Below are 24501 nucleotides of genomic sequence, written 5' to 3'. Positions count from 1 at the left end.
CGCCACGGATCACGCCCAGAGGCAAGCTTCGGCTCGGTGGCCCTCAGGCCTCCGATTCGGAAGGCTCCCACTCCTCATAGCGATCGTCCTTGTCATCCGATTCTTCCTTCAGCTTGCGCTCCCAGATATAGCGGCGAAAGAGCACCTTCACGGCGGCGGTGAGAGGCACTGCGAGCAGGGCACCCACGAAGCCTCCGAGGATCAAGGACCAGAAGAGCATCGAGAAAATCACGGTCATCGGATGCAGTCCCACGGAATCGCCCACGATCTTCGGTGCGGTCACCAGCGAGTTGATCTGCTGCACGATGATGAAGATGGCCACCACCGCCCCGACGTAGGCCCATGGATTCGCACCAAGCCAACCTTGGTTCTCCGGAATGCTGAAGTGGAACCAGGCGAGCACGCAGGCGGGGATCAGCGTGATGATATTCCCGATGTAAGGAATGATGCCGAGCGCGGCCATGAGGATCCCGATCAGCAAGCCGAGCGGCAGGCCAAAGATCGTCAAAGCGATGCCGACGAGCATGCCATCAATGAAAGCGACGAGGACTTGCCCGCGGAAGAATGAGATGAGGTAGCGATTGATCTCATTCAAGGTCTCCACGAGTTCCGTTTTGAAGCGGGACGCCTTCAGCGGAACGTAGTCATGCCAGTGCTCCTTGATCGCGGCGCTCTCGTTCAGAATGTAGTAGAGGTAGATCGGCACCATGAGAAAGCCGAGTGCGAGACCGAGGAAGCCGAGGACCTTGCCAGCGCCGCCCTTGATCCAGCCGAAGATTTCGTCGAGATAACCTTCTCCCTTGGCCCACAGTTCGGTGTTTCTCGGCACAATCCCATGTTCAAGCGGGCGACCTTCTTCAGCGAGGGTATCCAACTGGGCGTCGATGCGTGCCTTGGGTGCGGAGGCCTCGTCTGCGGCGGGTGGAGCGAGGAGGGGATCGATGAATGGCTTGGCCCAAGCGTTTTTGTTCCGGGCATCGACGAGGAGGTCCACGATCACCTCATCGAAGGGTCGCTTGGGATCGGCGGCGGGATTCTTTTCGATCGCTTCCTGTTCGGCCGGGCTTTGCAGCTGTGCCTGTGCTTGTTCGGCCATGGCCTGCCGCTGCTCTTGGAACTCATGGATCTGTCCGCCGACCAAAGGGATCATGATCCCGACCAAGCCTCCCACCAGGAGGGTGAAGGTCGCGAAAACCGAGACCACCGACCAGCGCCGGGAAAATCCGCGTTTCTGGAAAAGCCTTACCACGGGGTCCAGCAGGTAAGCTGTGATCGCCGAGACGGCGAGGGGCACAAGCACGGGCTGGAGGAAGCCGAAGATCTTACCAATCAGCCAGATCAGCCCGACGATCAGGGCTCCCAAGATCAAAATTGAGACGCCGGTGGCCGCATTCCATAGGGTGCGGAGCTGGAATCGGGTGGGGTAGCGCGCCATCTGCGGGGCTCTTCTAGCAGATTCTTTCCCGGATAGGGATGGAAAATCCGCCGGGGGTTGGAACGGCTCCGGGAGACGGAGAAGGGGAGAAAAGAAGAACCCGCTGTATCGTCGGGGGAAACGAGCAGCGGGTTATTGTTTTGGGGGGATGTTCTGCGGGGGGATTGGAAGCTCGGCCGTTGGGGGGATGGCGTTGCTTACGAGAACACGATGTCCGATTTTGCCCCCTTCTGCTATCACGCAATCACGTGCGGCGGGAAATACGCAGAAAGCCTGCAGGCACCGAAAGGATGCGCTGCAGGCTTGGAAATCGATCAATCCGAGCGATGGCTCAGAGTCCCGCGACCATCTTCGCGATGACGCCAGCGACCTTGGAGGTATCGGTGGGAATCATCTTCTGGGAAAGCGCTTCACCGTCAGCGCCATAGGCCGTGACCGTGCCGGTGTTCAGATCGACAACGACTTTCGCGCCTCTTTCTTCCTTCACGGCCTCCACGCTAGGCGCGGTAGCCAAGGCGGAAGATTCGAAATTCCCGGAGGACTCCACGGCGGCGCGGATCTCGGCATTCTCACCGACGAAGAAGATCCGGGTCTGCTCTCCGGTCGCGACGATTGCCTCGCCGCCGCGGAAGCTTTCCTTGGGTGCCGCATGATCTCCCTGCGAGAACATCGGGACGGCCACGCCAAGCACCACCACCGCTGCTGCCACGGCTCCAAAGCCGGGAGTCGCCAGGAAGTTCTTCACCTTATCCAGCCAGGAGATGCAGGCGGAATCCTTGCGAGACGCGGCTTTCGGCGCGAAACGGCCCGCCAGATCGGCAGCAAGGCTTGCCGGCATGGCAGGCGCCTTTTCTTCCGGGTGCGCGAGGAGACTGCGGGTCAGAACATCGCGGGTGACGAGGAGGCGTTCTGGGAGTTCGAGTTGCATGGAGGTTAAGGTTCCAATCGCAGTCCGAGATATCCGATTTTCAAAATACTAAATTTTCCCTGATTTTATCGAGGGCTTCCTCGACCATCTCGCTGATCGCCCGGCGGCGGGTCGACGCCGAGGCTCCGGCCTTGATGCCGAGCCGGGAGCAGAAGGCGTCGTCCATGATCAGATCTTGGATCGTGGCCGTTTGTCCGACGTACAGAGTATAGATCAGCTGCCACTCCTGCTTGCTCAGAGCCTCTTTACACTCGGCGTAGATCTGCTCGAAGCTGAGGCGACCGGTGGAGGAATCCTCGAATTGGATAGGGCGATCCGGGTCATCGGTCATCGCTTCCAAGCTGTCTCCGGAGTTCGGCTGGTTTTTCAGCGCGGTACGCCGGCGGAACCAGTCGATGGCGCGGAATTGGACGATGCGGGAGTGAAGGGGAATGAGTTCTTCAAAGACCCGGGGTTCTTGGATCGGGGCGGTGCGGCTTTCCTCCCGCTCGCGCACGAGTTCGACAAGTGTGTCGTTGAAAACGTCTTCTGCGTCAGGGCCTTGGATGCCCTTTTTACTGAGTGTCGCGAGAGCCAGCGGGCGCAGCACTCGGGGGAGGCGGTTCCATTCGGCGTCGCTGAAGCCACGCTGGGGATGGAGATGCTGGAGGCGGTCGAGATCGAGATTCTGGGGATAGCGGCGGTCCGAAGGGTCGTGGTGAAGCTGGGGATCCGCGACTTTCCGGCGCTGTCCGGCCACGAGTTCGCGGGTGACCTCGGCGGTTTCCTGGACCACGCGTGCGGCGAATTCCGCCTCGGGAGGCATCTCCTCATAATCGAGGCAGATATTCCGCAGGACACGCTCGGCGATTTCCGCCGCCTGTTCCTCTGGCACAAGCACGCCTTCCACCGGCCTGCGAGCGCGATGCCAGCAGGCTTCCCAACACTTTTCGAGGTGTCTCTGGGGGTGATCGGGGGACATTAGGTGCAGCGGAAAGTAGAAAATACCAAAAAAGAATGCTTTGCAAGCCTCTAGGTTATCCTTATTTTCAAAATTAACGAGCGGTCGCCAAGTCCCACCGAACCCGCGTCGAAATGAAAACCAGCCTGTTCCCCCTTGCCGGGTTAATTCCGGCCCTCCTCACTGTACCCCTGCACGCCCAGACCATTGGCAATCCCGTGCTCTCCACGCCGGGTACTGCTACATGGGTTTCGCAGGCGACGCCTTCGGGCACCCGGATGGTTTTTACCATCAACTCGAATTCCATATTTGATTGGAACGGGTTCAACCTTCCTTACGGCAGCGAGCTTGTCTTCGACTTCGTGGGCGGGGATAGCGTGGTCAACATGCTGAATGGCACCGGGGTGAACATGCTCTCCGGCAACGTGACCTCGAATGGAAACGTGGGCTTCTTCTCGCCCAACGCCACGCTAGTGGTGAGCGGAGACATCTCCGCGAAGTCGGTGACCCTTTCGACGCTCAATGTCGACAAGGCTGCCTTTTTGGGAGGTGGCGATTTCACGCTTTCCGGAGGAGCCATGAGGAATCTGATCGTGGAAGGGTCGATCAAGGCCACGGATGGCGACATCGTACTGGCTGGCCGCACGGTGGAACTGCGCGAGGATGGGAAATTGAATGCGAAGGGTGCCGCGTTTCTTGCCGGTGGCTCGGAAGTGAAGATTTCGCGGGATGGCACGCAGAGACTCAAGCAAACCGGCGATCAAGGTTTCGTGCTCCATCTGGGCAAGACCCGCGCCAGCCACATCGAGATCGCTGCGGGCAAACAGATCTCCAACGAAGGTACGCTCAGTGTCGGCACCGGTGCCCAACGGATCTTTCTCGAGGTAGGTAAGAACGGTAAGGTGACCAAGGACTCCAAGGGCATCATCATCGGCAATCTCACGGTAAACGGGAAGCTCGAGGTGAAGGCTTCCTCGCTGGAGCGGAATGATGGCGACTCCGCCTCCGCGATCAGCACCTCGACCCTCAAGCTTCCCGCGCTCAAGCGTCCGGATGGAACCAATGCGGCTTCATCCCGCATGCTGGTCAACAATACGCCCATGTCCGCGAACGCGGATGGCGGACGTGATCGCAAGCGCCAGACCCAGCAGGTGGCCAGTCACGACCGTGGCAACAAGCCGATGCTCCAGCGTGCCTCCTTCTTCGGCATGCGAGGTGGCGACGGTGGCACGAAGCGTTAAGGGGCGGGTGATTTTTCCGGGGTGGATTTGTTTCTTCGGCCCGCCTGCCTTGCCGCAAGGAACACCAGCAAGGGTGCCAGCACCCATGCCATTTTCCATGGGATTTCCCGCTTTCCGGTCACGACAATTTCACCACCGGTGGCCAAGGGTTCATTCTGACTCAGAACGAAGGGGGCATATCTCAAAACAGCTGCCTCGAACTCATCGTCTGTTTTGGCTTTCGAGAGGAATTCCCGCTGGCTCTGCCATAGCGCTTGTCCTGTGCGGTCCGATGCGATGGCCAGCTGGTAGAAGCGCTCCATGAACTCCGGAGTGGAACGATCCGATACGGGCCAAAGAGCGACGAGAACCTCCCGCGCGCCGGCCAGCGCGAAGCCGCGGCGCAGGCCCAGCAGGCCCTCGCCGGAGACGGCCGTGCCCGCTCCGGACTCGCAGGAAGAAAGAGTGACCAACCGGGTCCCCTGAAGCGGCAAGTCCGCCACTTCAACGGGAAAGAGCAGGTCGTCATCAGGAGAGAGAGCCGGGGCGTCGGGTTCTCTCAGTGCAGCGCGATGGAGCAGCAGGCCCCCGGAGAAGAGGAGCTCCGCATTCTCGTCGAAATCCAGCGGATCACCCGACCTGGCTTCTCCTGATAGAAAGAAGGCGTGGCAGCCGAGGTGCAGCACCCCGGGTGCTTGAGGCAGGGACCTCAAAGCCGACTCGGTGGCAGCGGCGTCATTCAGGAAGGTGGAGTCCTTTGGTGCCAGCTCTCGGAGTCGTGCCAGTTCATCTGCGGTACCGGGCATGTCATCGAGCTCCGCAAGCAGCCCGAGCAGGCGGTCCTCGCCGGGAGGATGCTGCCGCTTGGGAAAAGAAGAAACCCCCAGCAGAGTCCATGGCGAGGCCGAGAGAGGGTGCGCGGTTGGAGCTCCGCAGAGATCCCGGGCGCTGGTCACCGTGGTGATCTGGAGATAGTTCTCGCAGAGCGGGGTCATGGATCCATCGAGGAGGGCGGGCAGAGGCAAGAAGTGCAGCGCGCCGTCCGGGGAAAAGGCAAGATGCTTGGTGTCATCTGGAATTTCCCGCGCAAGCGGTGCCCAGAACTCATCGTGAAGCGATCTCAGGCTGCCGCGCAGTTTGAGCACGGGCGGAGTCGTCGCCTTGCCCGCGAGTTGGGCGGCCTTCCACGACAGCCGTCTGCGGAAAGCGTCGAGCCCTTGTTGGAGGTCTTCGGAACTGCCCAGCGGCACCCATTTGGGATCGCCTTCCGATAGCAGGACAATCGCGCCGTAGCGCTCCTCCGGATCGGGGGAGACGGTCAGGTAGCGGCAAGTATCAATGAGGGCCGTCCCCGGCTTCATCGCTGACTGGACCTGTCGCCAGTGCTGGACCTTGGCCGCGTGTTCCACCTGTGAACCGAGCATCGAGTCCAGCAGGCGGGCTTTGGTGGCGATCAATACGTCGGCGATTCGTGATGCATCTCCCGTCGAGCAGGGCAGTGATACGAGGTCGAGCCGTTGCAGGAAGTTGAGCCGCTCTTGTTCGGTGCCGTGGACGATCAGTTCCTCAAGCAGGCCCAGGCCGAGGCGGGTGGCATCATCGACTTCCTTGGCTGCATCCGGAGTGCCAGAGAGCACTGCATTGCGGGCGAGATTCCGTGCCGTTTCCGCGACGCGCAGGTGGAGTCGCGGCAGATGTGCGGCTTGCAAGCTTGCGGCACGGCGGAGGCTTTTCTCTGCTTCCGCATAGTTTCCCGCGGCCTGATCCGCACAGCCCAGATTGTTGAGCGGGGAGATCAAGGAAGGATGATCGGAGCCCAAGGATGTTTCCAGAAGCTCAAGTGCTTCGGCGAAGGCGATCCGGGCCTGAAGCGGATTTCCTAGCGCGAGATCCAGAGCACCGAGACTGTTCAAATAGGGGGCCGCGCGAAAGGAATCTCCCGGAGCCGAGTAAAAGGCCGAAGCGTCCTCTGTCGCTTTTTCCATGCCCCTGCGCGCCTCGTCGGTTTTCCCAAGCCGCAATTGGGCGAGCGCGAGCTGGCTCTCCAAGGAAAGGCGGAGCTCCGAGTTTTCAAATGGGAGGGCCAGGGCTTCGCGGAAAGCCTCCGCCGCCCGTGAATGACTGCCCATCGTGTGCAGATAGCGTCCTGAATAGCCAAGTCGTCGGGCTCTGGCCTCCGTATCCTCCGGGCTTGTCCTGGCGAGATTCTCGCGAATCAGTTCATCGGCCCCGGCATACTTGCCTTGGGCGAGCAAGTTCAGCGCAAGGTGATCGCGACTGGTGGAGAGGGAGGGCTCCTTGTTTTCTTGGGGGAGGCTTTCGCGAAGTTCGATGACTTGGCGCAGATGTGTCTCTGCAGCCGCGGCTTCACCGAGGTCCTGCAGGGTAAGGGCGAGTGCTTCCAGGGCATCGGCCCGGGCTGCGGCGTCTGCATTGGCCAAGAGCTTTATCGCCTCTTCCAGATGAGGCAGGGCCTCCTTCGGCTTGCCCGCCTGGCGTTCGATGATGCCAAGTGCTTGGAGTGTCACCCCGAGTTCACGCGAGCTCTCTTCTCCCGGCTGTTTCTCCCGGGCTGTGCGCCAGTCGGAGACCAGTTGCTCCAGTTCGGTCTCCGCAGCCTCGAGATCGTTAGCCGATATGGCCGCATCGAGATCCGCCGCGCGCAGCACCCCGGACAGCAGAAACAAGCCGGACAGGTATAGGAGACGACGGGTGGGGAGCAACATGCTGGCGGACGCGAAATGGCGCGGGGCGCTTTTCTAGCCGCCCCTTGTCCACAGCATTCCTGATCCCGGCCTGCCGGGCAAGTCTACCCGGCAGATCGAGCCATCATTCCGCCTTCAGGCGGTTTCCCGGCCTCCGGAAAAGCCGCGGGCTACTCCGCTTCCGGCCCCTTCACCTCCACGCGGAGGAAGTTCGCTTCGGGTCCGACGGGAACGGAAACGCTCAGCGTTGTCTTTCCATCCGCCGTGGCGCCTTGGATCAATGGGGCGCTGACGTCCTGCCAAGCGATCAGATCATTGGAAACTTGCACCTTCCAAGTGCCACCACCGGCGACCGAATAGGGGCTCTCGGATTTGAAGGAAGTGGCGGCCACCTTGAAGGACAGGCTCGCTTGGCCATTGGCGAGGGAGATCGTGGGCGCGGCTGGCTTGCTGGTCGCGTCGCTCGAGTTCGAACCGAAGAAATTCTCAAGCACGTCCGCCGCGCCATCGCCATCGGTATCGAGCTCCGGAACAGGGGGCGCCACCTGCACGAGCGCAGCCGGAGCCACGGAAGTATAGGCGTCAGCCACTAGCGCTTGCTCCAATTGGACGGGGGTCAGTGCCGGGTTCTGGGAGAGCTTGATCAATGCGGCCGCGGTGGTCAGGGCCGCTGCGGGGCTGGTGCCGTCCATGAGATCGTAGAAACCGCTCTTTGGAGAGGAGTAGCGGAGGGTGCGGACATCTTCGCCTGGAGCGTAGAGATCCACCGCAGAACCGTAGTTCGACATCGGGAGCCGCTGGTTGTTCTTTCCGGTGGCACCCACGCAAATCACTCCCGCTTGCTTTCCATAGGAGGCTGGAATGTAGGCCGAAGCATCGGCGCTCTGGTTGCCCGCGGAAACCACCACGGTGATCCCTTCCTGGACCACCGTGTTGATGTAATCTTCCATGATGTAATCCGTTTCCGGAGTCGTGGATCCGGCGGCAATGCAGATCACGCTGGGGAGGCGGGGAGTGGTGGTTAGATAGTGGATGTAAGCTTTGCTAATCGCACTACAGATCTGGCCCGCGGTGGTGTTGGTCGGTTCTACACCGGGATAGACGTCGTAGTTGACCACGTCGATCGGGGTTCCCTGCGCGGCTCCGGTTTCGGGGCCCGCGATGACACCGAGCATCCGTGTGCCGTGAATGAAGGACTTCGAGGCGGTAGGCTTGCTGTAGGTCCGTGTGGTGCCCTTGAAGGCAAGCTTGGGGTTCTTCTCGAACCATCCGCTGGTGTATTTGACGGCGGTGTCGATCAGGTAGAGACGCACGCGAGTGCTGGTCTCCGGATAGGCAAAGGATTGGATTTCCGAGCTGCTGCTTCCGTCATTCAAGCGGGCGAGCGCCCAGCCGGCGTCCGCGATCTCGCCATTTGGCTCCAAGGTGATCGATGCGCTCGCCACGGCAGGACGCCATTGGGAAAAGCGATCTTCGATCGTGGCCCGGGACGGTGTTAGGAACGGAGCGCTGCGGTCGAAGGACGTCTGAGCCGACACCAAAAGAGGCGCAGCCAAGAAGGGACCGAGCAGTCCACGGCTAATCTTTGCGGTGATATTGGACAAAGCCGAGGGCGGGTGAGGTGTTGCGCCATTTATCTAACGAATTTGCGATTTGTCCAGCTTTTGTAATGTTTTCCATAACTGGGTTTGAAGTCCGAGAAACCTTATAGTTCCAAGGAGTTGGAAGCTTCTATTTTTAGAAATTAAGACCTCTGAATGATCTAATTTTTATAAATTTGATTATCTCTTTCTCTTTACGTTGATAGGTAAGAATTGCTAATGTTTTGCCAAGGTTCGCTTTCCACCGGAGGCGATTTCTAAAAATGCGCCTGATCCTTGCCGTTCTCCTGATCGCCAGCGCCCGTGGGCAATCGCTCCCCGGGGTGGAGCCGCGCTTACCCGAGGCTCCGGCACCAGAATCGCTGCCAAAGGTCGAGGCAGGTGAGCCCCATGCCGAGGGTGATTTGCTTTGCGATCAACTGCGCAGCATCACGCTCATGACGACCGAAGGGGCCGTCGCAAGCGAAGTCGCGCCGGGTCTCAGAAGTGGGAGTGATCTGAGGGTCCCCGCTCCCCGTACTCTTGCTGCGCGCTTGAAGAAATGGCTTGGAGCTCCGCTGCATGCGGGAGATCTCGCGGATCTGGCGGATCAGATCCTGATCCACTTTGATGAAGAGGGCTTTCCCGTGGTGCTGGTGGAAGCCCCGCAACAGGATCTGGCGAAGGGCGAGCTCGTCCTCCATGTGGAAATCGGCAAGGTGGGGAATGTCGGGCTCTCCCGCTCGAAGTTGACGTCATCGGAAGTCCTTCAGAAAGGCTTGCGTCTTACCAGCGGCGAGCCGATCCGGAGGCCGGAGATCGATGAGCAACTGGCGTGGTACGGACGCACGGTTTTCCGCCATCCGCGCCTCTTTGTCTCACCGGGAGCCGAGCCGGCGACCGCAGATTTTCTGATCGGCTTTGAGGAATCGAAGCCGTGGCGAGTGACCACGGGCTACGAGAACAGCGGCCCCGACCTGCTGGGACGGGATCGCTTCCTGCTGGGGGTGGCCGGCCTGACGCCGAACGACCATCTCATCGCGTGGCAAAGCGTGGTGGGGATGCCGGCATCCTCACTGCTGGCAAACGCGATCCGCTGGGAGGTTCCCTTTGCCACGAGCCATCAGCTTCTCCAGATCGATGCTGCTTATGCGGAGGTGCTCTCGCGCTACGCGAGCAACGGCTTTCCGGTGGAAAGCGAGGGCTCATCCTGGTCCTTCGCGGCTGCCCAGAAAATCCCGCTGCCCTCGCTCGGGGCCTGGCGACAATCCTTCAGCGCAGGCTTCGAGGTAAAAGGCACCGACCAGTTCCTGCTTTTCGGTGGCAGCTCCCTGTCACCGGGGGAGGTTTTGTTTTTCAATGGGAAGCTGAGCCACGAGATCTCCCGCACTTGGGAGAGTGGCTCGATCTCCCTCGACTCGGCGTTACTGGCGGCACCGATGGAGCTGGGTGGTAACAATGAGGACAGTGCTTTCAAGGCCTACGATCCCGCGGCGGACGCTACCTATGTGATCGGGCGAATGAATGGCGATGCGTGGTGGAGTCCGGGTGCGGATTGGCAACTGCACCTGCGGGGCTCCGGCCAAGTGGCGGATTCCCGCCTGCTGCCCGCCGAGCAATTTTCCGTGGGGGGCTACCAGACGGTTCGAGGTGTCTCGGAACGGGAGTATTCTGCGGACTGTGGCTGGCTGGCCAGCGTCGAGGTGCTCACGCCGGTCATCCGCCCCATGGACGAGTGGGGATTCCGCTTTCTGACCTTTTTCGACTACGCGGGATTGGAGGACCGGAGGGGGGCTTCATCGTCAGTCTCCGGTGCCGGACTGGGGCTGCGGATGAGGATCACGGACCATATGGACCTGCGCTTCGACCATGGCTGGCGGGTGGACGAATCGGAAAATCGCAGCCATTTCGGGCTGAATCTGAATTTCTGAGAATTCCCGAAATCACTGGGATCCAAAGAATCCGGAGATCCGGATGATCCCTGATGGAAAATTTTTAGTAAATTTTGGAAATCTGGGATTCCCGATTGCGATTGGTAGCTAAGACGAGATTCCGACCATACAAGACTTCCTGAACCGGGCGGACGTTCCGGGGGGTGCGCTCCGAACGGATTAGGAAAAAATTGGGTGGCTGGATCTCGTGGCACCGTGCGGCAGCGCAAGCTCCCCGGTGCCGACCTCTTTCCAAATGCTGCCCGAACGACGGGGGGAACGGTGGTCCGCTATGGGAGCTCAGCCCGGATCGGATGCCGTCTGTCAAACGGTCCAGCGAAAGGAAGCGGTGCCTAATCCGGTCGGGGGGCTGGAAACGGCACCGCGACCGCTCTCCCAAACACACCACACACACGCCACTGCACCTGCTAACGCGCCGAAGGCATCGGGGGATTCCCTTGGCCGGAGGCTGGTGAAGAAAAAAAGGCCGGGACTTAAGGATCGGGGGATCCGGGGTTAGTCCCGGTCTTTTCGTGTACGGATACGGCTTGCGGGGGCAGCGGGATGCGATTGGACTTCGCGGAGGATGGAAGCTGAGCGTGAGATTTTTTTGGAGGCGCAGCGAGAGGACCTGGCGAGGGAGGAGGCGCTGGCGGAGCGCGGCCGCAAGCGGAGCCGGATGATCATGGTGATGGGGGCGATCTTCAGCCTGCTACTCTATCCGGTTTCCAATTATCTATGGAGGCAGGTGATGCCTTTTGTGGGGAATGCAGGAGCCGCTGTCGTGGTTTCCTTGCTGCCCTTGATGCTGGGATCGTTGATCGCGTTTCTCGGGATGACGATGACGGGACCGCGCTGTGGAGTGGTAGAGTGGGGGATCTACCGGCCGTCGCGCTGTTTTTTCTTCGGTTCCTTGCCGATTGCGCTGGGCCTAATTTTCCCTCTGCTCTTCGTGATTCTAGCCTCGTTCGCGATCGCAGGATGGCTGCTGATGATCCTCGGCGGATGGATCACTGCGACGATCCTGGCGCGGAGCTCCGACGTGAAGTTTTGAGGAACTCAGCGCGCGAGGGGCTGGGTGCAGAGCTGGACCATGGCCTCGCGGGCGCGGGCGGCGAGGGTGGGGTTCAGGATGAGGTAGCGGTCGCGGCCCTTCTCCTGCGGGGCAAAGTCGGTAGTGCCGTCCTGATCCACGACGACCTTTCCGGGAGGAGAGAGTTCGAAGTAGCCGCGGTCCGGATAGACGGCGTGGAGGACGGCGGTAAGGTCCCATGTGGGGCGGTCGTGAGGCGGGGTCTCGTAGAGATAGTAGGCCTCCTTGATTGGATCCTGAGCCGGGAAGTCGAGATCGATGCTCTGGTGGGGATAGGTAACGGCGTTGCCGGTTTCGAAACCGCTCCAGACCATCGGGGTGGGCCATTCGGCGGTGACCTCCTGGGCGGCGGGGATGTCGTAAACGACGTTGTACTCGCGGTAGCGGGTATTGTGATCGATGGGGGTGAAGGCTCCGGCCATGAGGGAGAGGAGCTTCACTTTCTTTGCCACGAGATCGCGGCCGGAGAGTGGTGAGTTCTCATCGGGTGCGGATTCGAGAAGGCGGAGAAGATTGGTGAAGAATCCGACCTGGACGATGACGACGGAGCCGTCCGGCTGTTGTTCCAAGGTGCGGCGGAGGAGCGGGATGGCGTCCGGGGCGGTACTGCCGTCGAGAAGATCGTGCGGGTAGAGCGGGGAGCCGTCGGCGGCTTTGGCATCGGCGAGCTTGAGGAACTTACCCTCTTCCTTGGTGGCTCCGCCTTTGACGACGCCGATGGGGATGTCCGGGCGACCGTAGCGGGTATTCAGGATATCGACGAAGGGCGCGGCCTTCGGGTGATCCTTGGTGACCGTAACGGCGAGAAGCTTGCAGGCACCGCGGGACTCCAGGGAGTGGATCATGGCGAGGGCCAGGGCGTCATCGATGTCATTTCCCATGTCCGTATCGAAGATGAGCGGGACGGGATCGGCAGCGAGAGCGGAGGTGGCGAAGAGGAGGGAGAGAAGGGTGGTGCGGAACACGGTGGGGAGTGAATCATCAATCACCAATCTTCCAATCATCAATCGAAGTGTCCTTCGCTGGGGATGGAGGAGATGGTGTTTGTGAAAGGGGGGCGCAGAGGCGGTTGGCCCGGGGGCGTCCGGCGCTACCCTTTGAAGGTGACTTCGAGGCGAGTGCCGGCGGGGTCCTCGAAGAAGAGGGCGTAGTAGATGTCGGCGTAGGGTGCGGGGCCTTCGATGTTCCTGGCTCCGTGTTCTTGGATGATGCCGGCGATGCGATCGATGTGAGCGCGGCTTTCGCCCCAGAAGGCGATGCGGTTTTGATTCGCCTGATGGCCCGGGGATGCGGTGATGCCGAAGAACTCGGAGCCGTCCGGGCTGCGGAATTGCAGCCAGCCTTCGATGTCTTCTTCTTCGGTGAAGCCAAGGGCGGGGAGGAGGGCGCGGTAGAAGGCGTCGACGGCGGCGAGGTCCGGGACGCGGAGATCGATGTGGCTGAGGATCTTTCCCATCGTTCAGCCTCGCTCGTTCCAATAGACGATCAAGTTCTTCGTAGCGCGGCCGGCGGCGATGATGTCGGGCTTTCCATCGCCATTGAGGTCGGCGACTTTGAAGTCCTCGCAGGCCATGGTGTTGTCATCGATGACGGCGTGCATCTTCCATGCGCTGCCATCTTCGGCGGTGGGGACGTAGAGGCGGATGCCGACCTTCTGGTCCTTGCGATCGGGCTTGCGCCAGCCGGCGATGAGCTGGTCGTAGCCGAGGCCGAGGAAGTCGGCGGCGGCGAGGGCGTGGCCTTCACCGAGTGAGTCATCGAGGAGCACGCGCTTAGCGGACCAGAGGCCGTCCTTGTTCTCGGGATTCACGGTGACCTCATTGCCGTGGAAGGGCTCGATGGCACCGATGAAGCGGCGCTTGTCGGGAAGGGTGCCGAGGCGGACTTCGCCGCTGCCTTTCTCGGTCATGCGGGTGGCGCTCCATTTGCCATCGGCTTGCTTGAGGAGATGCACGCCTTCCTTGGCGGCGACGAGCATGGCCTGGCCTTCGGCTCCTTCCCATGAGATGGGATCGAAGTTGTGGGCGAGGTGGAACTGGTCGTTGATGAGAAAGGTGGGCCACTGCTTGGCGGGATCCTTTTCGGGGCGATAGCCGAGGAAGCGGATGCCATCGCCCTCGGTGTTCACGTTGTTGCAGCCGTGAAGGGGAAGGACGGCGAGGAAATGGGTATCGGCCTTCTCCTTGATCCAATGCATGCGATGCACGGTAGGCTCGCGGTGTTGCTCCTGGGCGGACCAGCCCTTGGTTCGGTCCTCGGGGGCGGTGAGGGTGAAGACGGCGCCACTGTTCTTGGTATCGCCGGGGTTCCACTCGGCACCGATGGCGACTTCGGCCTTCTTGTCGTGATCGATGTCGCAGGCGGCGACGCAGACGTGATCGAGCTTGGTGAGAGCGCCGGTCATCTGGTGCTTGGCCCACTCGGGATTGCGATACCAGACGGTTTCCTTGGCATCGACGAGGACGATGTCGTCTTTTCCGTCGCCATCGATGTCGGCGATGGAGAGGCCGTAGCCGATGCCGAGTTTCGCATCGAGGGTTTGGGCGCGGAACTTCGCCGCGGGTGCCTCGGGCAGGGCGTGGGTTGATTGAAGGGAGGTGGCGGCGAGGATTAGGAGGTGAAGGCGCATTGGGTAGATACGTTCGAAGAGAAATCCCCAATCACTAATCTTTTAATCACCGATCGGACTGCGCTGCGCTGGGGGAGGGATTTTTGAAGAGTGGAAGGGGTGGGGTTTTGGTGCCTGTTATGCCTGTTAAAACAGGGAAAATAACAGGCGGGATTTTCTGGTAGGGTAGTTGAAAAGGGGTGTCGGGAGAATGGGGTTCGGGTGGTATGGGAGGAGTTTTTTCATCGGGGAATGGTGCGCCGGTAGGGAGGTGCTTTCTACTGCCAAGGAGTGGAGAGATCGCCAGCGATGGGAACTGTGGTTATTGATCGGGCTGGGCTGTGTGAAAGGGGATGGCGGGGCCGGGAGAGGTTTGCCGGGAGCTTGGATTTTACCGCGAAAGGGCGCGAAGGAGCGCGAAATTTGGAAAGGCGGGAAAAGAAGAGGAGAACCACGGAATACCCGGAATACACGGAAGAGCTGGGTTTGGGCCGGGAGTTGAGGGGCGGGTGAAAGGGGATGGCGGGAGGAAGCTGCTTGGCCGATGGGTGGGCTGTGCGGGTTGAAGGCGGTGTGATTTTGTGCGGGCGGCGTTGCGAGTGGTGAATTTGGAGTCACTTGCCGGGACCACTGGGAGGGATGGCGGGAAAGAAGAGGAGAACCACGGAATACGCGGAATACACGGAAGAGCTGGGTTTGGGATGGGAGTTGAGGGGCGGGTGAATGGGGATGGCGGGAGGAGGGTGCTTGGCCGATGGGTGGGCTGTGCGGGGAGAGGGAGGTGTGATTTTGTGCGGGCGGCGTTGCGAGTGGTGAATTTGGAGTCACTTGCCGGGGACCACTGGGAGGGATGGCGGAAAAGAAGAGGAGAACCACGGAATACGCGGAATACACGCAAGAGCTGGGTTTGGGACGGGAGTTGAGGGGCGGATGAATGGGGATGGCGGGAGGAAGGTGCTTGGCCGATGGGTGGGCTGTGCGGGTTGAGGGCGGTGCGATTCTGCGCGGGCGTTGCGAGTGGTGAATTGGAGTCACTTGCCGGGGACCACTGGGAGGGATGGCGGTGGTGAGTGGGGATGGGGCATGGTGTGCGGTGTGGAAACGAAGAAGCAGGTGCCCATTCAAGGGGAAGACGCAGGCGATAGAGGAAGGGAACCGGGACGGTGTGGTGGCCGTGCAGTTCCCGCCATGTCTGGCGTGATGGTGTGGGCGGCCCTTCGTCTTCCGCTCTATGGGTGAGACGGCCCGGCCGGTTGCTGTGGGAAGGGCCGGCCGGGTCGCGAGGGAAATAGAAAGGGCGGGTCGGGAAGCACGGTGAGGTTTTGTGGGATGCGTGCTTTCCTTCCCGCCCGATTTCTTGGTCGGGAGCGGAGTGCCGGGTGATCCGTCAGAAGTGTTCCGTGGAAGGCGGGAGGGGAGACGGTGTGCCCCATGATCCGTGAAGGGGTATGGGGGCGTGTAACCTTTCGTGGCGTGTTGGGCGTACGCCTCTGCATGGCAGGTGGGCGTCTTGCCGGGATGCTTATGAAGACTTCTTTCGCACGGTGCTTGTTTCCGGTTCTCCTGGTTCTTGGTTTGCCCTCGGGGCTTTCGGCGGCTCCGCCGGGGAAGAAGGGGGGCGCTGAGCCGGATGCCTTCGAGTCGGGGATGCGGGAGGCGATGGCGGATTACAAAAAGGGGGATCACGAGGCGGTGACGACGAAGCTCCGCGAGTTGATCAAGCTGATGGAGGACAAGGGCGCGGCGAAGGTCGGCGAGGTCCTGCCGGAGTTCCTGGAGCAGTGGGAAGGGGAATCGCTGAAGCGCGACGACATGAGCGCGGTCGGCGGGGGAATCTGCCTGAGCCGGCTCTACAAGGATTCCGGGAAGCGCAGCCTGACCGCGAAGGTGATCAAGGATTCACCGCTGGTGAAGATGCTGATGGTCACGCTGGCGAATGAGGATCTGCTGCGGGCCAGCAATCGCAAGGTGCACCGGATCTCCGGCGAACCCGCGGTGATGGAGGGCGAGCACAAGCTGCAGATGGTGGTCGATGGGAGAATCTATGTGGAGATCGCGGGGGATGAGGAGACGGGGGAGAAGGAACTGCTCGGGTTTGCGCGGAAGCTGGATCTGGGGAGGTTGAAGGGGGGGTAACTTTGGTCAGCAGGCGAACACTTTGATTGGAGTCAATTACCGCGAAAGCTTGCCACGACCATCACCTCATTTAAGCGGTCCTTAGATTGTTGTTGGTGGTTTCCATTTCCTCGCGTTTGTCGGAATGTATGAATTTTTTCTATGCGAAAACCTCTGCGTTCGAAAATCTCACCGAGGATCTCTCCGACAGGTATAACAACTCCTGCATATGCGGAATCAGCGACGACAAAACCCGCAGTTCCCGCTTTCTTCAAGCACTGTGAGGATTGGGTAACAACGGCATCAAGGTCCACAAAATAGGCATTGATCATGGCAGGAATGCGGCTCGACCAAAGCCCGGCATCCTTGATTGCCTCAATTTTTTCTGCTAGACGTGGAATACCTAGTGGTTCTGACGGCTTCCAAGCAACTTGAACGTGAGAACGAAGAGTTCGGAGCCTTAGCCTTCTAAGGTCTTCAGAGTTCTGCGCAGCCTTCATAAGAAGCAGCTCTGGGCGATAAATGTCGGTATAGTCAAAAGAGTTCAGGTAGGGGGGGGAGGTAAGTATTCCATCATAAAACCTCTCATTGCGATGCGCTTTGTGGAAGTGGTTTCGCGAGTCGCCTTGAGTTATGGAGGTGCTTCCTTTCAGTTTTGGTGAGATCTCGATATCTTCTATAAAATGGATGATTTTTGCAGCAAAAGATTCATCGAGTGACTTCGATGAAAATGCAAGGGACTCCCAGTTCTTCTTGTATCGCCAGCATTTGCCGTCCTTTCGAGCGTTGGCGACTTCCTCAACAGAAGACAGAAGCGCGAAGAGGAGAAGATCGCGACGCGCGAGGGGTTGAATGGAAGAGATTGCGCTACGGAGTTGCTCAAATCTCAATGCTACAGAACGATTCAGAAGCCATTTTTCCAACCCCTTTCGTTCCACAAGTGTTGAGTCACGAGGAAGCTTAAACTGGTCACATCTTTTTCGAGAACGAAGGCACTCAAGTGCGGCAAGATCTAGCCGAGCAGTTTTCGTGTAATTGCGAGTTTTTACCTTTGCCATGAATGCCATGAATGGATTGGTTTCAATCCCGTCGACGTGGTGCCCTAGTCGGGCACCTTCCACAGCGGTAGTTCCACTGCCGAGAAAAGGATCCAGAAGATGAGCCCCTTCTCTAGGTAGATAACTGGCGGCGAATTGAGAAACTAAGCCTGCACTGAATCCTTCTTTGAACCGATACCACCGGTGTCGTGGTAGTTGAGCATTCGGTGCAAAATCTGGCCGGAAACTTGGCGATGATTCTTGAGAGGATAGATGAATCATTTTTCTCTAAGAGTGCTGGTGGGCTCAGTCGCCCGCCTTGCTCGCTTTTGATGCTTTGCGAGGATCGGCGCAAGCGCGGTAGATGCAAAAATCGTCCAAGGAATGTGGGGCGACATGGCGAGGATCAACCGGAAGGGATTCACTTTTTCTCTTGATGACAGGAGGGCGGCAGTCAAAAACTGCTAGATAGGCCCTGTCGTATTTTCCCGTTCCAAAGTACTTTGCGAGCTGCTTAGCGCCAGATTCAAATGCCTCGTCTCCAAATTCGGTAATCCAACTAGAAGTGAATTTTTTAAGTTCAGCTTCTATGGATTTGCTCGGCTCCGATAACCTGGTGGATTTAAGGGATCGTCCAATCCACTTGACTTCGACTATGTATATGCATCCGTTGTAGCTGTGAAGAGATATGTCGGCTCGTCCTTGGTGCTCCACGTGAGCTTCCTCATCATGATGCTTGTATCCGGCCATACGAAATCGCAGGAAATTCCCAAGCGCTGAGCTCATTAATTTTTCCGGTTTCGGTCGGAGCAAAGAACCATTGGGCGAATGCCAAACGCCCGTCGCCGTGGTATCTGTCAGCTCGCTTCGTGCAAAATCGTAAAGCAGTTCTCCATCCTTCCAGCTCAAAGACTGAAAGTTGCCTGGTATTCCCGCCGCGATCTCTTCGACCGTGTCAGGACTCTCGATGTAGCATAAGCCATCCAAGTATACACAGGCACTCACGCCATTGACCCAAACGACACATTCTCCTGTAATTCTGCTCACATTCATCGCAAATGCAGGGGTCCATCCGCCCATCGCCATCTGCTTCTTTTCCTCGCTTTCGATCTCGTGAGCCAACTGAAGGCCGCTAGAGAGGTCGGCACGGATTCGGTAGAATTTCTTAGAATGATCAGACCTTATCTTTGCTACTGCTGCCCTGATAGAGTCATTAGAGGCGAGTTCATCCCCACGGGCGGGAGACAGAATGAAAATCGCGCCTTTTGGAAGGCTAGCATGAGAAATCGATCGGATGGCTTTTCCGTAGCTTTTAAAAATAAACCGATTGATCTCGCCAAGAGATGTGAAGCCGCACCTTTCGGCACTAGCAGAAAACATCTGAGCGTGATTCGTTAGCTTGGATAGATCAAGAAGTGGTTCGCTCATCTGAAGACCTTAATTGGTACTGCGGTGGCGCGCCGCGCGCAGCGCTAGCGCGGTTAAGAAGAGTCTTGTTGTCTCTCGAAGAGAGAGAGAGACGTCAGTCAGACTAACGCTCTTCTGGAGCTGTTTCAATATAGAGAGGGCAATGAAGGTCTCGTTGCCCTCCTTCGTGATCGCGGGAAGATTGCCTTTAATGTTAGACGGAATCCCTCTTCTTGCGTGATCTGCTAGCACTTGCGCGAACTCCGATTCTTCATATACCAACTTGCAGATCGAGTTTGATTGTTCGATTCCTAGGGTTTGTAGTGCCCAAATTAGATCTCTGGAGAGCGACAGGATCTGAGGTTGATCTGTTTTCTCTAGAAGTTTGATCCCATTCACGGTAATCGTGTAGCGACCCTCTATCCTCGATCTTGACTTTCGAAACCTTTCTGCGGTGACCAAGCCGTTGAACATTAGGGTGTCGAGTTTTGTGAATATCTCGTCACTGTATGGTCCGTGGTTGTACTTAAAGAAATTGAAATGCTGTTCCCATATCCTGTAAAGGGGGCGTAGGATTTCTGCCAAGAATACTTGCTTCACCAAGGTTGTACGATTGACTGCGCCGTTGCCTAACCTGCGATTCGAGTCGAGAATCGCCAGTAAAACCAAAGATTGGTCGCTCATCTTGTTCTGGGGGTAGTCTTTACTGAAGCGAGGATCCTGTCAAAATAGGGCTTGTTTTTTCTTTGGACTGGGCGCGGGTTGCCTTTCTCAAGAAGATTTAAGATATGCTTGTCGCGTTCATCTGAAGGGCGTCTTGCCATAACGTGAGGAAGAAATATCTCGTTGTTCAGATTGGTTGTGATGATTAACGTATGGCCTTGGGCGGAGAATTTTCTGATCATTGAAGCTACGCGCTCCATGTAAGCGATGTCTACGGCTCCCTCAGGAGTTTCAATGATCATCGTGATTGTGCCATCTGTCTCCTGATGCCACACGTCGATCATTGCCATTCGAAAAGCCAAGTCTACAAAGGACCTCTGTGCGTCAGAAAGGGCTTGTGCCGACGGTCTCGTTTGACCAGAGATAACAGGAAAGAATGCAGCATGGGGAGCCTTGATCTGTGGACCTCGTTTGCGCGGAAGCTCGGTTTCATTTAGGAATTTCACGTCGCAGGATTCATCGAGATACAGGGTCGCGTATTTTTTGAACGCAGTGGCTATCAGCGATTTCTTTCGATCTAGGCCTTCGTTGGTGGATGCCAACTCTTCGTTGAGTTGGAGAAGGTGTCTGTCGCGCTCGACTCTGGCTTGCCTTTCGCGTTTCCGCATTTGCGAAATTGCGACTCGCAGGTTTTCACCGTCTGAAATAGGATTCTCTCTTGCGTGTTTCAGCTCTGCTGATGAGATCACTGCAAGCTGCTGGAGGCTGATGCTGAGTGCTGTTTTGTATTCGTTAATCCGGCTAAGAGTTTGCTCCCTTTCGAACAAGAGCTTCTGAAGCTGGTCTGCTTTTATATCAGTTGATTTCTGGGCATTCTTGAGGCCCTCGCTTTTTTTCGGTTTTGGCTCAGCGATGTCTTTATTGCAGATTATACAACTTCCCTTTTGGGCGTCTTTAGCCGCAGTTATTGCAATTTTTGCCAAGTGCGCTTCCATTCCTGGACGGCCACAGCAAGGGCACCCGCGAGCGCGAGGGTCCAAGTAGAACTTTTCCAGTGAGTGTCTTATTGATCCTGCCGTCGGACTAGTGATCGCTGTTGCTAGAAAATTGTCGTCCCATTGGGACTCAATGGCGTCTTCTAATGATGCAAGTTCTTCGTGGAATCTATTCTGCAAAATAGAGATATGATCGCCCTGCGCTTTACTCAACTTTTCATCATTCGCCAGTTTTTTTGATAGGGAATTGACTCGAAGTTCCATTTGCTCCCTCTCTTGAGAGAGTTGCTGGGATTTGCTCAGCTGCTCAAGTTGAAGTACGTTTGAATTTTTCGCGGTTAGCTGTTCTAAATCCTTTTCGAGTCGCGAAGCTTGGGAACTAATGTTTCGAGCAAAGCTGTCAGCTGATTCTACTTGTCCCCACAGATGCTCAAGCCGGCGATAAGTCTCGTGATCTGCGAGAAGGAGGTTAGCGAGTTCGTGCTGCAGTCGGTTTTCCCAAGCCAGAAGGCGACGACTCTCGCCAAAGAAGAACAAGTTCCCCTGAAGTCTTGACAGACTCGCAAAATCACCATCGATCCCGATAGCTTGTGGCAAAGCTGCTTCGTAGCCCTTTTGGTTGAGGGGCTTTTCGTTACATCTCGCGGAGACTATGGCACCGCTCAGAAGGTTTCTCTTAACTGTGAACTTCTTGGGCCCAACGTCGAATTCTACAGTAACCAAGGGCGGAGCTTTCTTGGTCTCCGATTCATCTCGGTTAGTAAGGCGGTTCCTGAAAAATTCTTTTTCGACTCGTTCCGCTGAATCGACGATCATCTTCCCGAAGATTGCGAATTGGAGGGCATAGACTAGGGTGGTCTTGCCTAACCCGGTGCCGCCTATGATGGCATTAACGCCGGGAGACAAATTCCAGTCGATCCCGTCAGGATAGAGTCGTTCGGCACCAGTTACGATGACGCGTTTGGCCGCGATCCAATTTTCTATCATAGGGCGAGGGTTGCAGTGCTAGTCACTTTGAAGCGATCTTGCGTTCCTGATGTTTAAATGAAGTGTAGTAGTTGGCGCTTCTGACGTCAATGCAGAGAATGGCTTGGGTGATATCCCCGGCGCAGACCCTTCTTTTTATTGGTTGAGGTGCTCTGTCTCTCCTTGGTCGAGAATGGATTTTTACGCCAAGAAGGTATTCAAGAGATTGGTGCGCCTCTCATTAGGAGGTGGAGGAGGGCTGTCTTTGAGGTTTGCGGATAAGTCGTTCTTTCTGGAATAGAGAATGACACGGTTGCCGCGGATAAGTAGGGACGCCAAGAGAAGATTGCCGGAAATTGTCGCGTTGACCTTAGGCAGCCGTTCGGTCCCATGGATGCAGGTTGCAACCCAGAAGATAGTAGAGCGTCCGTTGAGATAGAAGGTGCCATCGAGTTATCCATGAAATGGAGGATCTGTCCCAAGTGTTGGAAACTAGGCTAGTACAAGACGCGCCTTAGGTGTTGGGGAGGAGGGCCTCTGGCAAAAGGAGGATGGTCGTTGAGGGGGAGACGGACTGTTATTTCCGTCCCCCGCATGAACTCATGGTTCGCGGGACTGCTAGCAAGCGCGGGGCGTCCCCGGCCGGTCAAGCAGGGCAGGCGTCTCGCAGTGCCAGTGGACTGCCCGTTCTTTCGGAAGACCTTGCTCGCTACTCCGGATCTATCGCCGGCACTTCTCCAGCAGCGCACCGAGGAACCGCGTGATCTGCACTAGGGCGTCCTTGTAGTCGCTTTCGGGGAGGTCGGTGAGGTGGTCGCGGCAGGTGGCGAGCATCTGGACTCCGGTATCGACGGCGGATTCGATGGCCCCTTCGTATTCGGCGATGCCGACGAGGACGGAGAGATCGAGGGCTTCCTGGTCAATGATGCGCTTGTTCAGCTTCGAGCGTTGGGACTCGCTGGCGCTTTCGAGGAGATTGAGGATGGGCAGGGTGAGCTTGCCCTTCTCAAGGTCGGTGCGGAGGGTCTTGCCGACGGCTTCTTCACTGCCGACGAGGTCGAGGCAATCGTCGTAGATCTGGTAGGCGGTGCCGAGCTTGAGGCCGTAGTCGAAGAGCTTGGCCTCCATTTCGGGATCGGCACCGGAGATGGCGGCGGCGATGCCGGTGGCGGCGGCGAAGAGCGCGCCGGTCTTCATCTCGATGATGCGGAAGTAGTCGGCCTTCGTGAGGGTGAGGTCCCAGCGGCGCTGGGTCTGGACGATCTCGCCTTCGCAGACTTCGCGGGAGGCCTTGCCGACCTTGCGGCAGATGGAGATGTCGTCGAACTCGGTGGCGAGGGCGAGGGCGTGCGAGAAAAGGGCATCGCCGAGGAGGACGGAGAGTCCGGCGCCCCACTTCGCATTCGCGGTGGGGATCATGCGGCGGGTGACGGCGCCATCGATGATGTCATCGTGCACCAGGGTTGCCATGTGGATGAGCTCGAGGATGACGCCGATGCTGAGGTGGCCGTCCTTCACGCCGCCGAGGGCGCCGCCGACGAGGATGGAGAGGGCGGGGCGGATGCGCTTGCCGGAGGTATTGCAGACGTAGCTGACGTAGGGCTCCACGGCGGGATCGAAGGCGCGGACCTGATCGCGGATGGAGGCTTCCACACGTTCCAATTGGGGTTTTACCAGTTCGAACGGAAACCGCTCACCGCGGCTTTGTGGGATCGTGTTGATACTCATGGGGCGCGAACGCTTGTGAAAAATTTCACAATCTCTGCGGGTCCGCAACCCCGATGTCGCAGACGCGGCGAAAGATTGCATGAAATCGCTGCGTTTGCCAGATGAAGAACACATGCGCGCATTTCGTTGGACCGCGTTGGCCGGCTGCATTGCAGTCGGGGGTATGGCACAGGCAGGAGACGAGGGCTTCGGCAAGAAGCCGAGTACGCCCGATTTGCCGGGGACGCCGTGGAAGGTGCACGATGGAACGCGCCCGCAGCCGAAGGTCGTGGAGACCGGGGGGGCGGTGAGCGTGAAGGCACCGGCGGATGCGAAGGTGCTCTTTGACGGGAAGAACGTGGACGCCTGGGAGATCGACGGGAAGCCGGCGACCTGGCCGGTCAAGGACGGGATCCTGACGGCTGCGCCGGGGACGCTGACTTCCAAGGAGAAATTCGGCCCGGTGCAGGTGCACATCGAGTGGCAGATCCCGGCGGACCGGAAGGTGGACGGCCAGGGTGGCGGGAACAGCGGGATCTTCTTGATGGGCTTGTACGAGGTGCAGATCCTGCAGAGCCACGGAAACAAGACTTATCCGGACGGGACGGCGGGTGCGCTGTATGGCCAGACGCCGCCGCTGGTAAATGCGACGGCGCCGCAGGGCGAGTGGCAGAGCTACGATATCCTTTTCCAGCCGCCCAAGATGGAGGGCGGGAAGGTGACGGAGCCGGCGTGGATCACGGTGATGCAGAACGGTGTGGTCTTGCATCATGCACGCAAGCTGATCGGGCCGACGCAGTATCGCCAGCTGGCGAAGTACCCGGACAATCATCCGGAGACGGGGCCGATCGCGCTGCAATTCCACGGGGATCCGATCAACTTCCGCAATATTTGGGTGCGGACGATCGGAGACTACGATCAGGAGTGAGTCCTTGAGCTTTTGACAGGGGCGCGGTTTCGGGTTTGCCGGGACCGCGCTTTCTTTTTGGGAGGAGCGAAGAGCGAAGAGCGAAGAGGGGAGAGGGGAGAGCGAAGAGCGAAGAGCGAAGAGCGAAGAGGGGAGAGGGGAGAGAAAGGCGGGAGGTGTCCGGTCCGGCGGGTGTAGTGGATTTCGCTAGGGAAGTCTCCCATGTGTCGGAAATCCGCCCCGCTTTGGAATTGCTCCTCGTTC

18 protein-coding genes are annotated in these 24501 nt (G+C 58.4%); 5 read left to right on the top strand and 13 right to left on the bottom strand.

The window, feature by feature from the left end:
- Window positions 1-43 precede the first annotated feature (43 nt).
- The 3 genes from HHL09_RS03060 to HHL09_RS03045 all read right to left on the bottom strand — a co-directional run bounded on the left by HHL09_RS03060 (window position 44) and on the right by HHL09_RS03045 (window position 3324).
- A complete protein-coding gene (locus tag HHL09_RS03060) occupies window positions 44-1435 on the bottom strand; it encodes an AI-2E family transporter (RefSeq protein WP_205760968.1) in 1392 nt (463 codons plus the stop codon).
- 331 nt (window positions 1436-1766) lie between these two features.
- On the bottom strand, window positions 1767-2363 hold the full coding sequence (locus HHL09_RS03050; RefSeq protein ID WP_169453019.1) for a hypothetical protein: 597 nt from the start codon (window positions 2361-2363) through the stop codon (window positions 1767-1769).
- A gap of 40 nt (window positions 2364-2403) precedes the next feature.
- Window positions 2404-3324 (bottom strand): hypothetical protein, encoded by a 921-nt coding sequence (locus HHL09_RS03045; RefSeq protein WP_169453018.1) that lies wholly within the window; start codon window positions 3322-3324, stop codon window positions 2404-2406.
- A gap of 113 nt (window positions 3325-3437) precedes the next feature.
- Here HHL09_RS03045 and HHL09_RS03040 point away from each other — a divergent pair, with 113 nt between their 5' ends.
- Window positions 3438-4544: a hypothetical protein gene (locus tag HHL09_RS03040; protein WP_169453017.1), complete on the top strand. Its 1107-nt coding sequence runs from the start codon at window positions 3438-3440 to the stop codon at window positions 4542-4544.
- Here the strand turns inward: HHL09_RS03040 and HHL09_RS03035 are convergent.
- Together HHL09_RS03035 and HHL09_RS03030 are read right to left on the bottom strand one after the other, a co-directional pair.
- Window positions 4541-7249 (bottom strand): CHAT domain-containing protein, encoded by a 2709-nt coding sequence (locus tag HHL09_RS03035; RefSeq protein ID WP_169453016.1) that lies wholly within the window; start codon window positions 7247-7249, stop codon window positions 4541-4543. The two genes, HHL09_RS03040 and HHL09_RS03035, sit on opposite strands and share 4 nt — an antisense overlap.
- A gap of 149 nt (window positions 7250-7398) precedes the next feature.
- The gene (locus tag HHL09_RS03030; protein WP_169453015.1) at window positions 7399-8766 is read right to left on the bottom strand and encodes a S8 family serine peptidase; all 1368 of its coding nucleotides are present in this window, start codon (window positions 8764-8766) and stop codon (window positions 7399-7401) included.
- 326 nt (window positions 8767-9092) lie between these two features.
- On the opposite strand from HHL09_RS03030, the gene HHL09_RS03025 reads away from it, so the two are divergent.
- Together HHL09_RS03025 and HHL09_RS03020 are read left to right on the top strand one after the other, a co-directional pair.
- Window positions 9093-10739 (top strand): ShlB/FhaC/HecB family hemolysin secretion/activation protein, encoded by a 1647-nt coding sequence (locus tag HHL09_RS03025; RefSeq protein WP_169453014.1) that lies wholly within the window; start codon window positions 9093-9095, stop codon window positions 10737-10739.
- Between the two features lie 586 nt (window positions 10740-11325).
- Window positions 11326-11793: a hypothetical protein gene (locus tag HHL09_RS03020; RefSeq protein WP_169453013.1), complete on the top strand. Its 468-nt coding sequence runs from the start codon at window positions 11326-11328 to the stop codon at window positions 11791-11793.
- 5 nt (window positions 11794-11798) lie between these two features.
- On the opposite strand, the gene HHL09_RS03015 is transcribed toward HHL09_RS03020, so the two are convergent.
- From HHL09_RS03015 to HHL09_RS03005, 3 genes are all read right to left on the bottom strand, one after another.
- Window positions 11799-12836, bottom strand: coding sequence for a nucleoside hydrolase (locus HHL09_RS03015; RefSeq protein ID WP_169453012.1), 1038 nt, complete (start codon window positions 12834-12836; stop codon window positions 11799-11801).
- 86 nt (window positions 12837-12922) lie between these two features.
- Complete coding sequence (locus HHL09_RS03010; RefSeq protein WP_169453011.1) at window positions 12923-13288, bottom strand: VOC family protein; 366 nt, start codon at window positions 13286-13288, stop codon at window positions 12923-12925.
- 3 nt (window positions 13289-13291) lie between these two features.
- Window positions 13292-14461 carry an FG-GAP-like repeat-containing protein gene (locus tag HHL09_RS03005; RefSeq protein ID WP_169453010.1) on the bottom strand — a complete coding sequence of 390 codons (1170 nt, stop codon included), beginning with the start codon at window positions 14459-14461 and terminating at the stop codon, window positions 13292-13294.
- A gap of 1527 nt (window positions 14462-15988) precedes the next feature.
- Between HHL09_RS03005 and HHL09_RS03000 the strand changes: the two genes are divergently transcribed.
- Window positions 15989-16576 carry a hypothetical protein gene (locus HHL09_RS03000; protein WP_169453009.1) on the top strand — a complete coding sequence of 196 codons (588 nt, stop codon included), beginning with the start codon at window positions 15989-15991 and terminating at the stop codon, window positions 16574-16576.
- A 32-nt stretch (window positions 16577-16608) separates the two neighbouring features.
- Here the strand turns inward: HHL09_RS03000 and HHL09_RS02995 are convergent, their stop codons facing one another.
- From HHL09_RS02995 to HHL09_RS02975, 5 genes are all read right to left on the bottom strand, one after another.
- Window positions 16609-17874 carry a TRM11 family methyltransferase gene (locus tag HHL09_RS02995; RefSeq protein ID WP_169453008.1) on the bottom strand — a complete coding sequence of 422 codons (1266 nt, stop codon included), beginning with the start codon at window positions 17872-17874 and terminating at the stop codon, window positions 16609-16611.
- A 24-nt stretch (window positions 17875-17898) separates the two neighbouring features.
- Window positions 17899-19020 carry a hypothetical protein gene (locus HHL09_RS02990; protein WP_169453007.1) on the bottom strand — a complete coding sequence of 374 codons (1122 nt, stop codon included), beginning with the start codon at window positions 19018-19020 and terminating at the stop codon, window positions 17899-17901.
- 9 nt (window positions 19021-19029) lie between these two features.
- Entirely contained in the window at window positions 19030-19683 is a 654-nt protein-coding gene (locus tag HHL09_RS02985; RefSeq protein ID WP_169453006.1) for a hypothetical protein, read from the bottom strand.
- The gene (locus HHL09_RS02980; RefSeq protein WP_169453005.1) at window positions 19680-21644 is read right to left on the bottom strand and encodes an AAA family ATPase; all 1965 of its coding nucleotides are present in this window, start codon (window positions 21642-21644) and stop codon (window positions 19680-19682) included. The genes HHL09_RS02985 and HHL09_RS02980 overlap by 4 nt, the downstream gene beginning before the upstream one ends.
- Window positions 21645-22343: 699 nt before the next feature.
- The gene (locus HHL09_RS02975) at window positions 22344-23351 is read right to left on the bottom strand and encodes a polyprenyl synthetase family protein (protein WP_169453004.1); all 1008 of its coding nucleotides are present in this window, start codon (window positions 23349-23351) and stop codon (window positions 22344-22346) included.
- A 112-nt stretch (window positions 23352-23463) separates the two neighbouring features.
- Between HHL09_RS02975 and HHL09_RS02970 the strand changes: the two genes are divergently transcribed.
- Complete coding sequence (locus HHL09_RS02970; protein WP_169453003.1) at window positions 23464-24258, top strand: 3-keto-disaccharide hydrolase; 795 nt, start codon at window positions 23464-23466, stop codon at window positions 24256-24258.
- Window positions 24259-24501 lie beyond the last annotated feature (243 nt).

It is taken from the genome of Luteolibacter luteus (genome assembly GCF_012913485.1).
GTDB lineage: Bacteria > Verrucomicrobiota > Verrucomicrobiia > Verrucomicrobiales > Akkermansiaceae > Haloferula > Haloferula lutea.
Note: the sequence above shows the minus strand (reverse complement) of the source record. Positions and strands in the feature narration are given on the sequence as shown.

Bases quoted from the DNA above. Each gene is read 5' to 3' on its own strand.
- HHL09_RS03025 (WP_169453014.1), top strand. From the start codon at position 9,093: ATGCGCCTGATCCTTGCCGTTCTCCTGATCGCCAGCGCCCGTGGGCAA.
- HHL09_RS03050 (WP_169453019.1), bottom strand. From the start codon at position 2,363: ATGCAACTCGAACTCCCAGAACGCCTCCTCGTCACCCGCGATGTTCTG.
- HHL09_RS02975 (WP_169453004.1), bottom strand. From the start codon at position 23,351: ATGAGTATCAACACGATCCCACAAAGCCGCGGTGAGCGGTTTCCGTTC.
- HHL09_RS02980 (WP_169453005.1), bottom strand. From the start codon at position 21,644: ATGATAGAAAATTGGATCGCGGCCAAACGCGTCATCGTAACTGGTGCC.
- HHL09_RS03060 (WP_205760968.1), bottom strand. From the start codon at position 1,435: ATGGCGCGCTACCCCACCCGATTCCAGCTCCGCACCCTATGGAATGCG.
- HHL09_RS03040 (WP_169453017.1), top strand. From the start codon at position 3,438: ATGAAAACCAGCCTGTTCCCCCTTGCCGGGTTAATTCCGGCCCTCCTC.
- HHL09_RS03010 (WP_169453011.1), bottom strand. From the start codon at position 13,288: ATGGGAAAGATCCTCAGCCACATCGATCTCCGCGTCCCGGACCTCGCC.
- HHL09_RS02995 (WP_169453008.1), bottom strand. From the start codon at position 17,874: ATGATTCATCTATCCTCTCAAGAATCATCGCCAAGTTTCCGGCCAGAT.
- HHL09_RS03005 (WP_169453010.1), bottom strand. From the start codon at position 14,461: ATGCGCCTTCACCTCCTAATCCTCGCCGCCACCTCCCTTCAATCAACC.
- HHL09_RS03015 (WP_169453012.1), bottom strand. From the start codon at position 12,836: ATGATTGGAAGATTGGTGATTGATGATTCACTCCCCACCGTGTTCCGC.
- HHL09_RS03035 (WP_169453016.1), bottom strand. From the start codon at position 7,249: ATGTTGCTCCCCACCCGTCGTCTCCTATACCTGTCCGGCTTGTTTCTG.
- HHL09_RS03020 (WP_169453013.1), top strand. From the start codon at position 11,326: ATGGAAGCTGAGCGTGAGATTTTTTTGGAGGCGCAGCGAGAGGACCTG.
- HHL09_RS03045 (WP_169453018.1), bottom strand. From the start codon at position 3,324: ATGTCCCCCGATCACCCCCAGAGACACCTCGAAAAGTGTTGGGAAGCC.
- HHL09_RS02970 (WP_169453003.1), top strand. From the start codon at position 23,464: ATGCGCGCATTTCGTTGGACCGCGTTGGCCGGCTGCATTGCAGTCGGG.
- HHL09_RS02985 (WP_169453006.1), bottom strand. From the start codon at position 19,683: ATGAGCGACCAATCTTTGGTTTTACTGGCGATTCTCGACTCGAATCGC.
- HHL09_RS02990 (WP_169453007.1), bottom strand. From the start codon at position 19,020: ATGAGCGAACCACTTCTTGATCTATCCAAGCTAACGAATCACGCTCAG.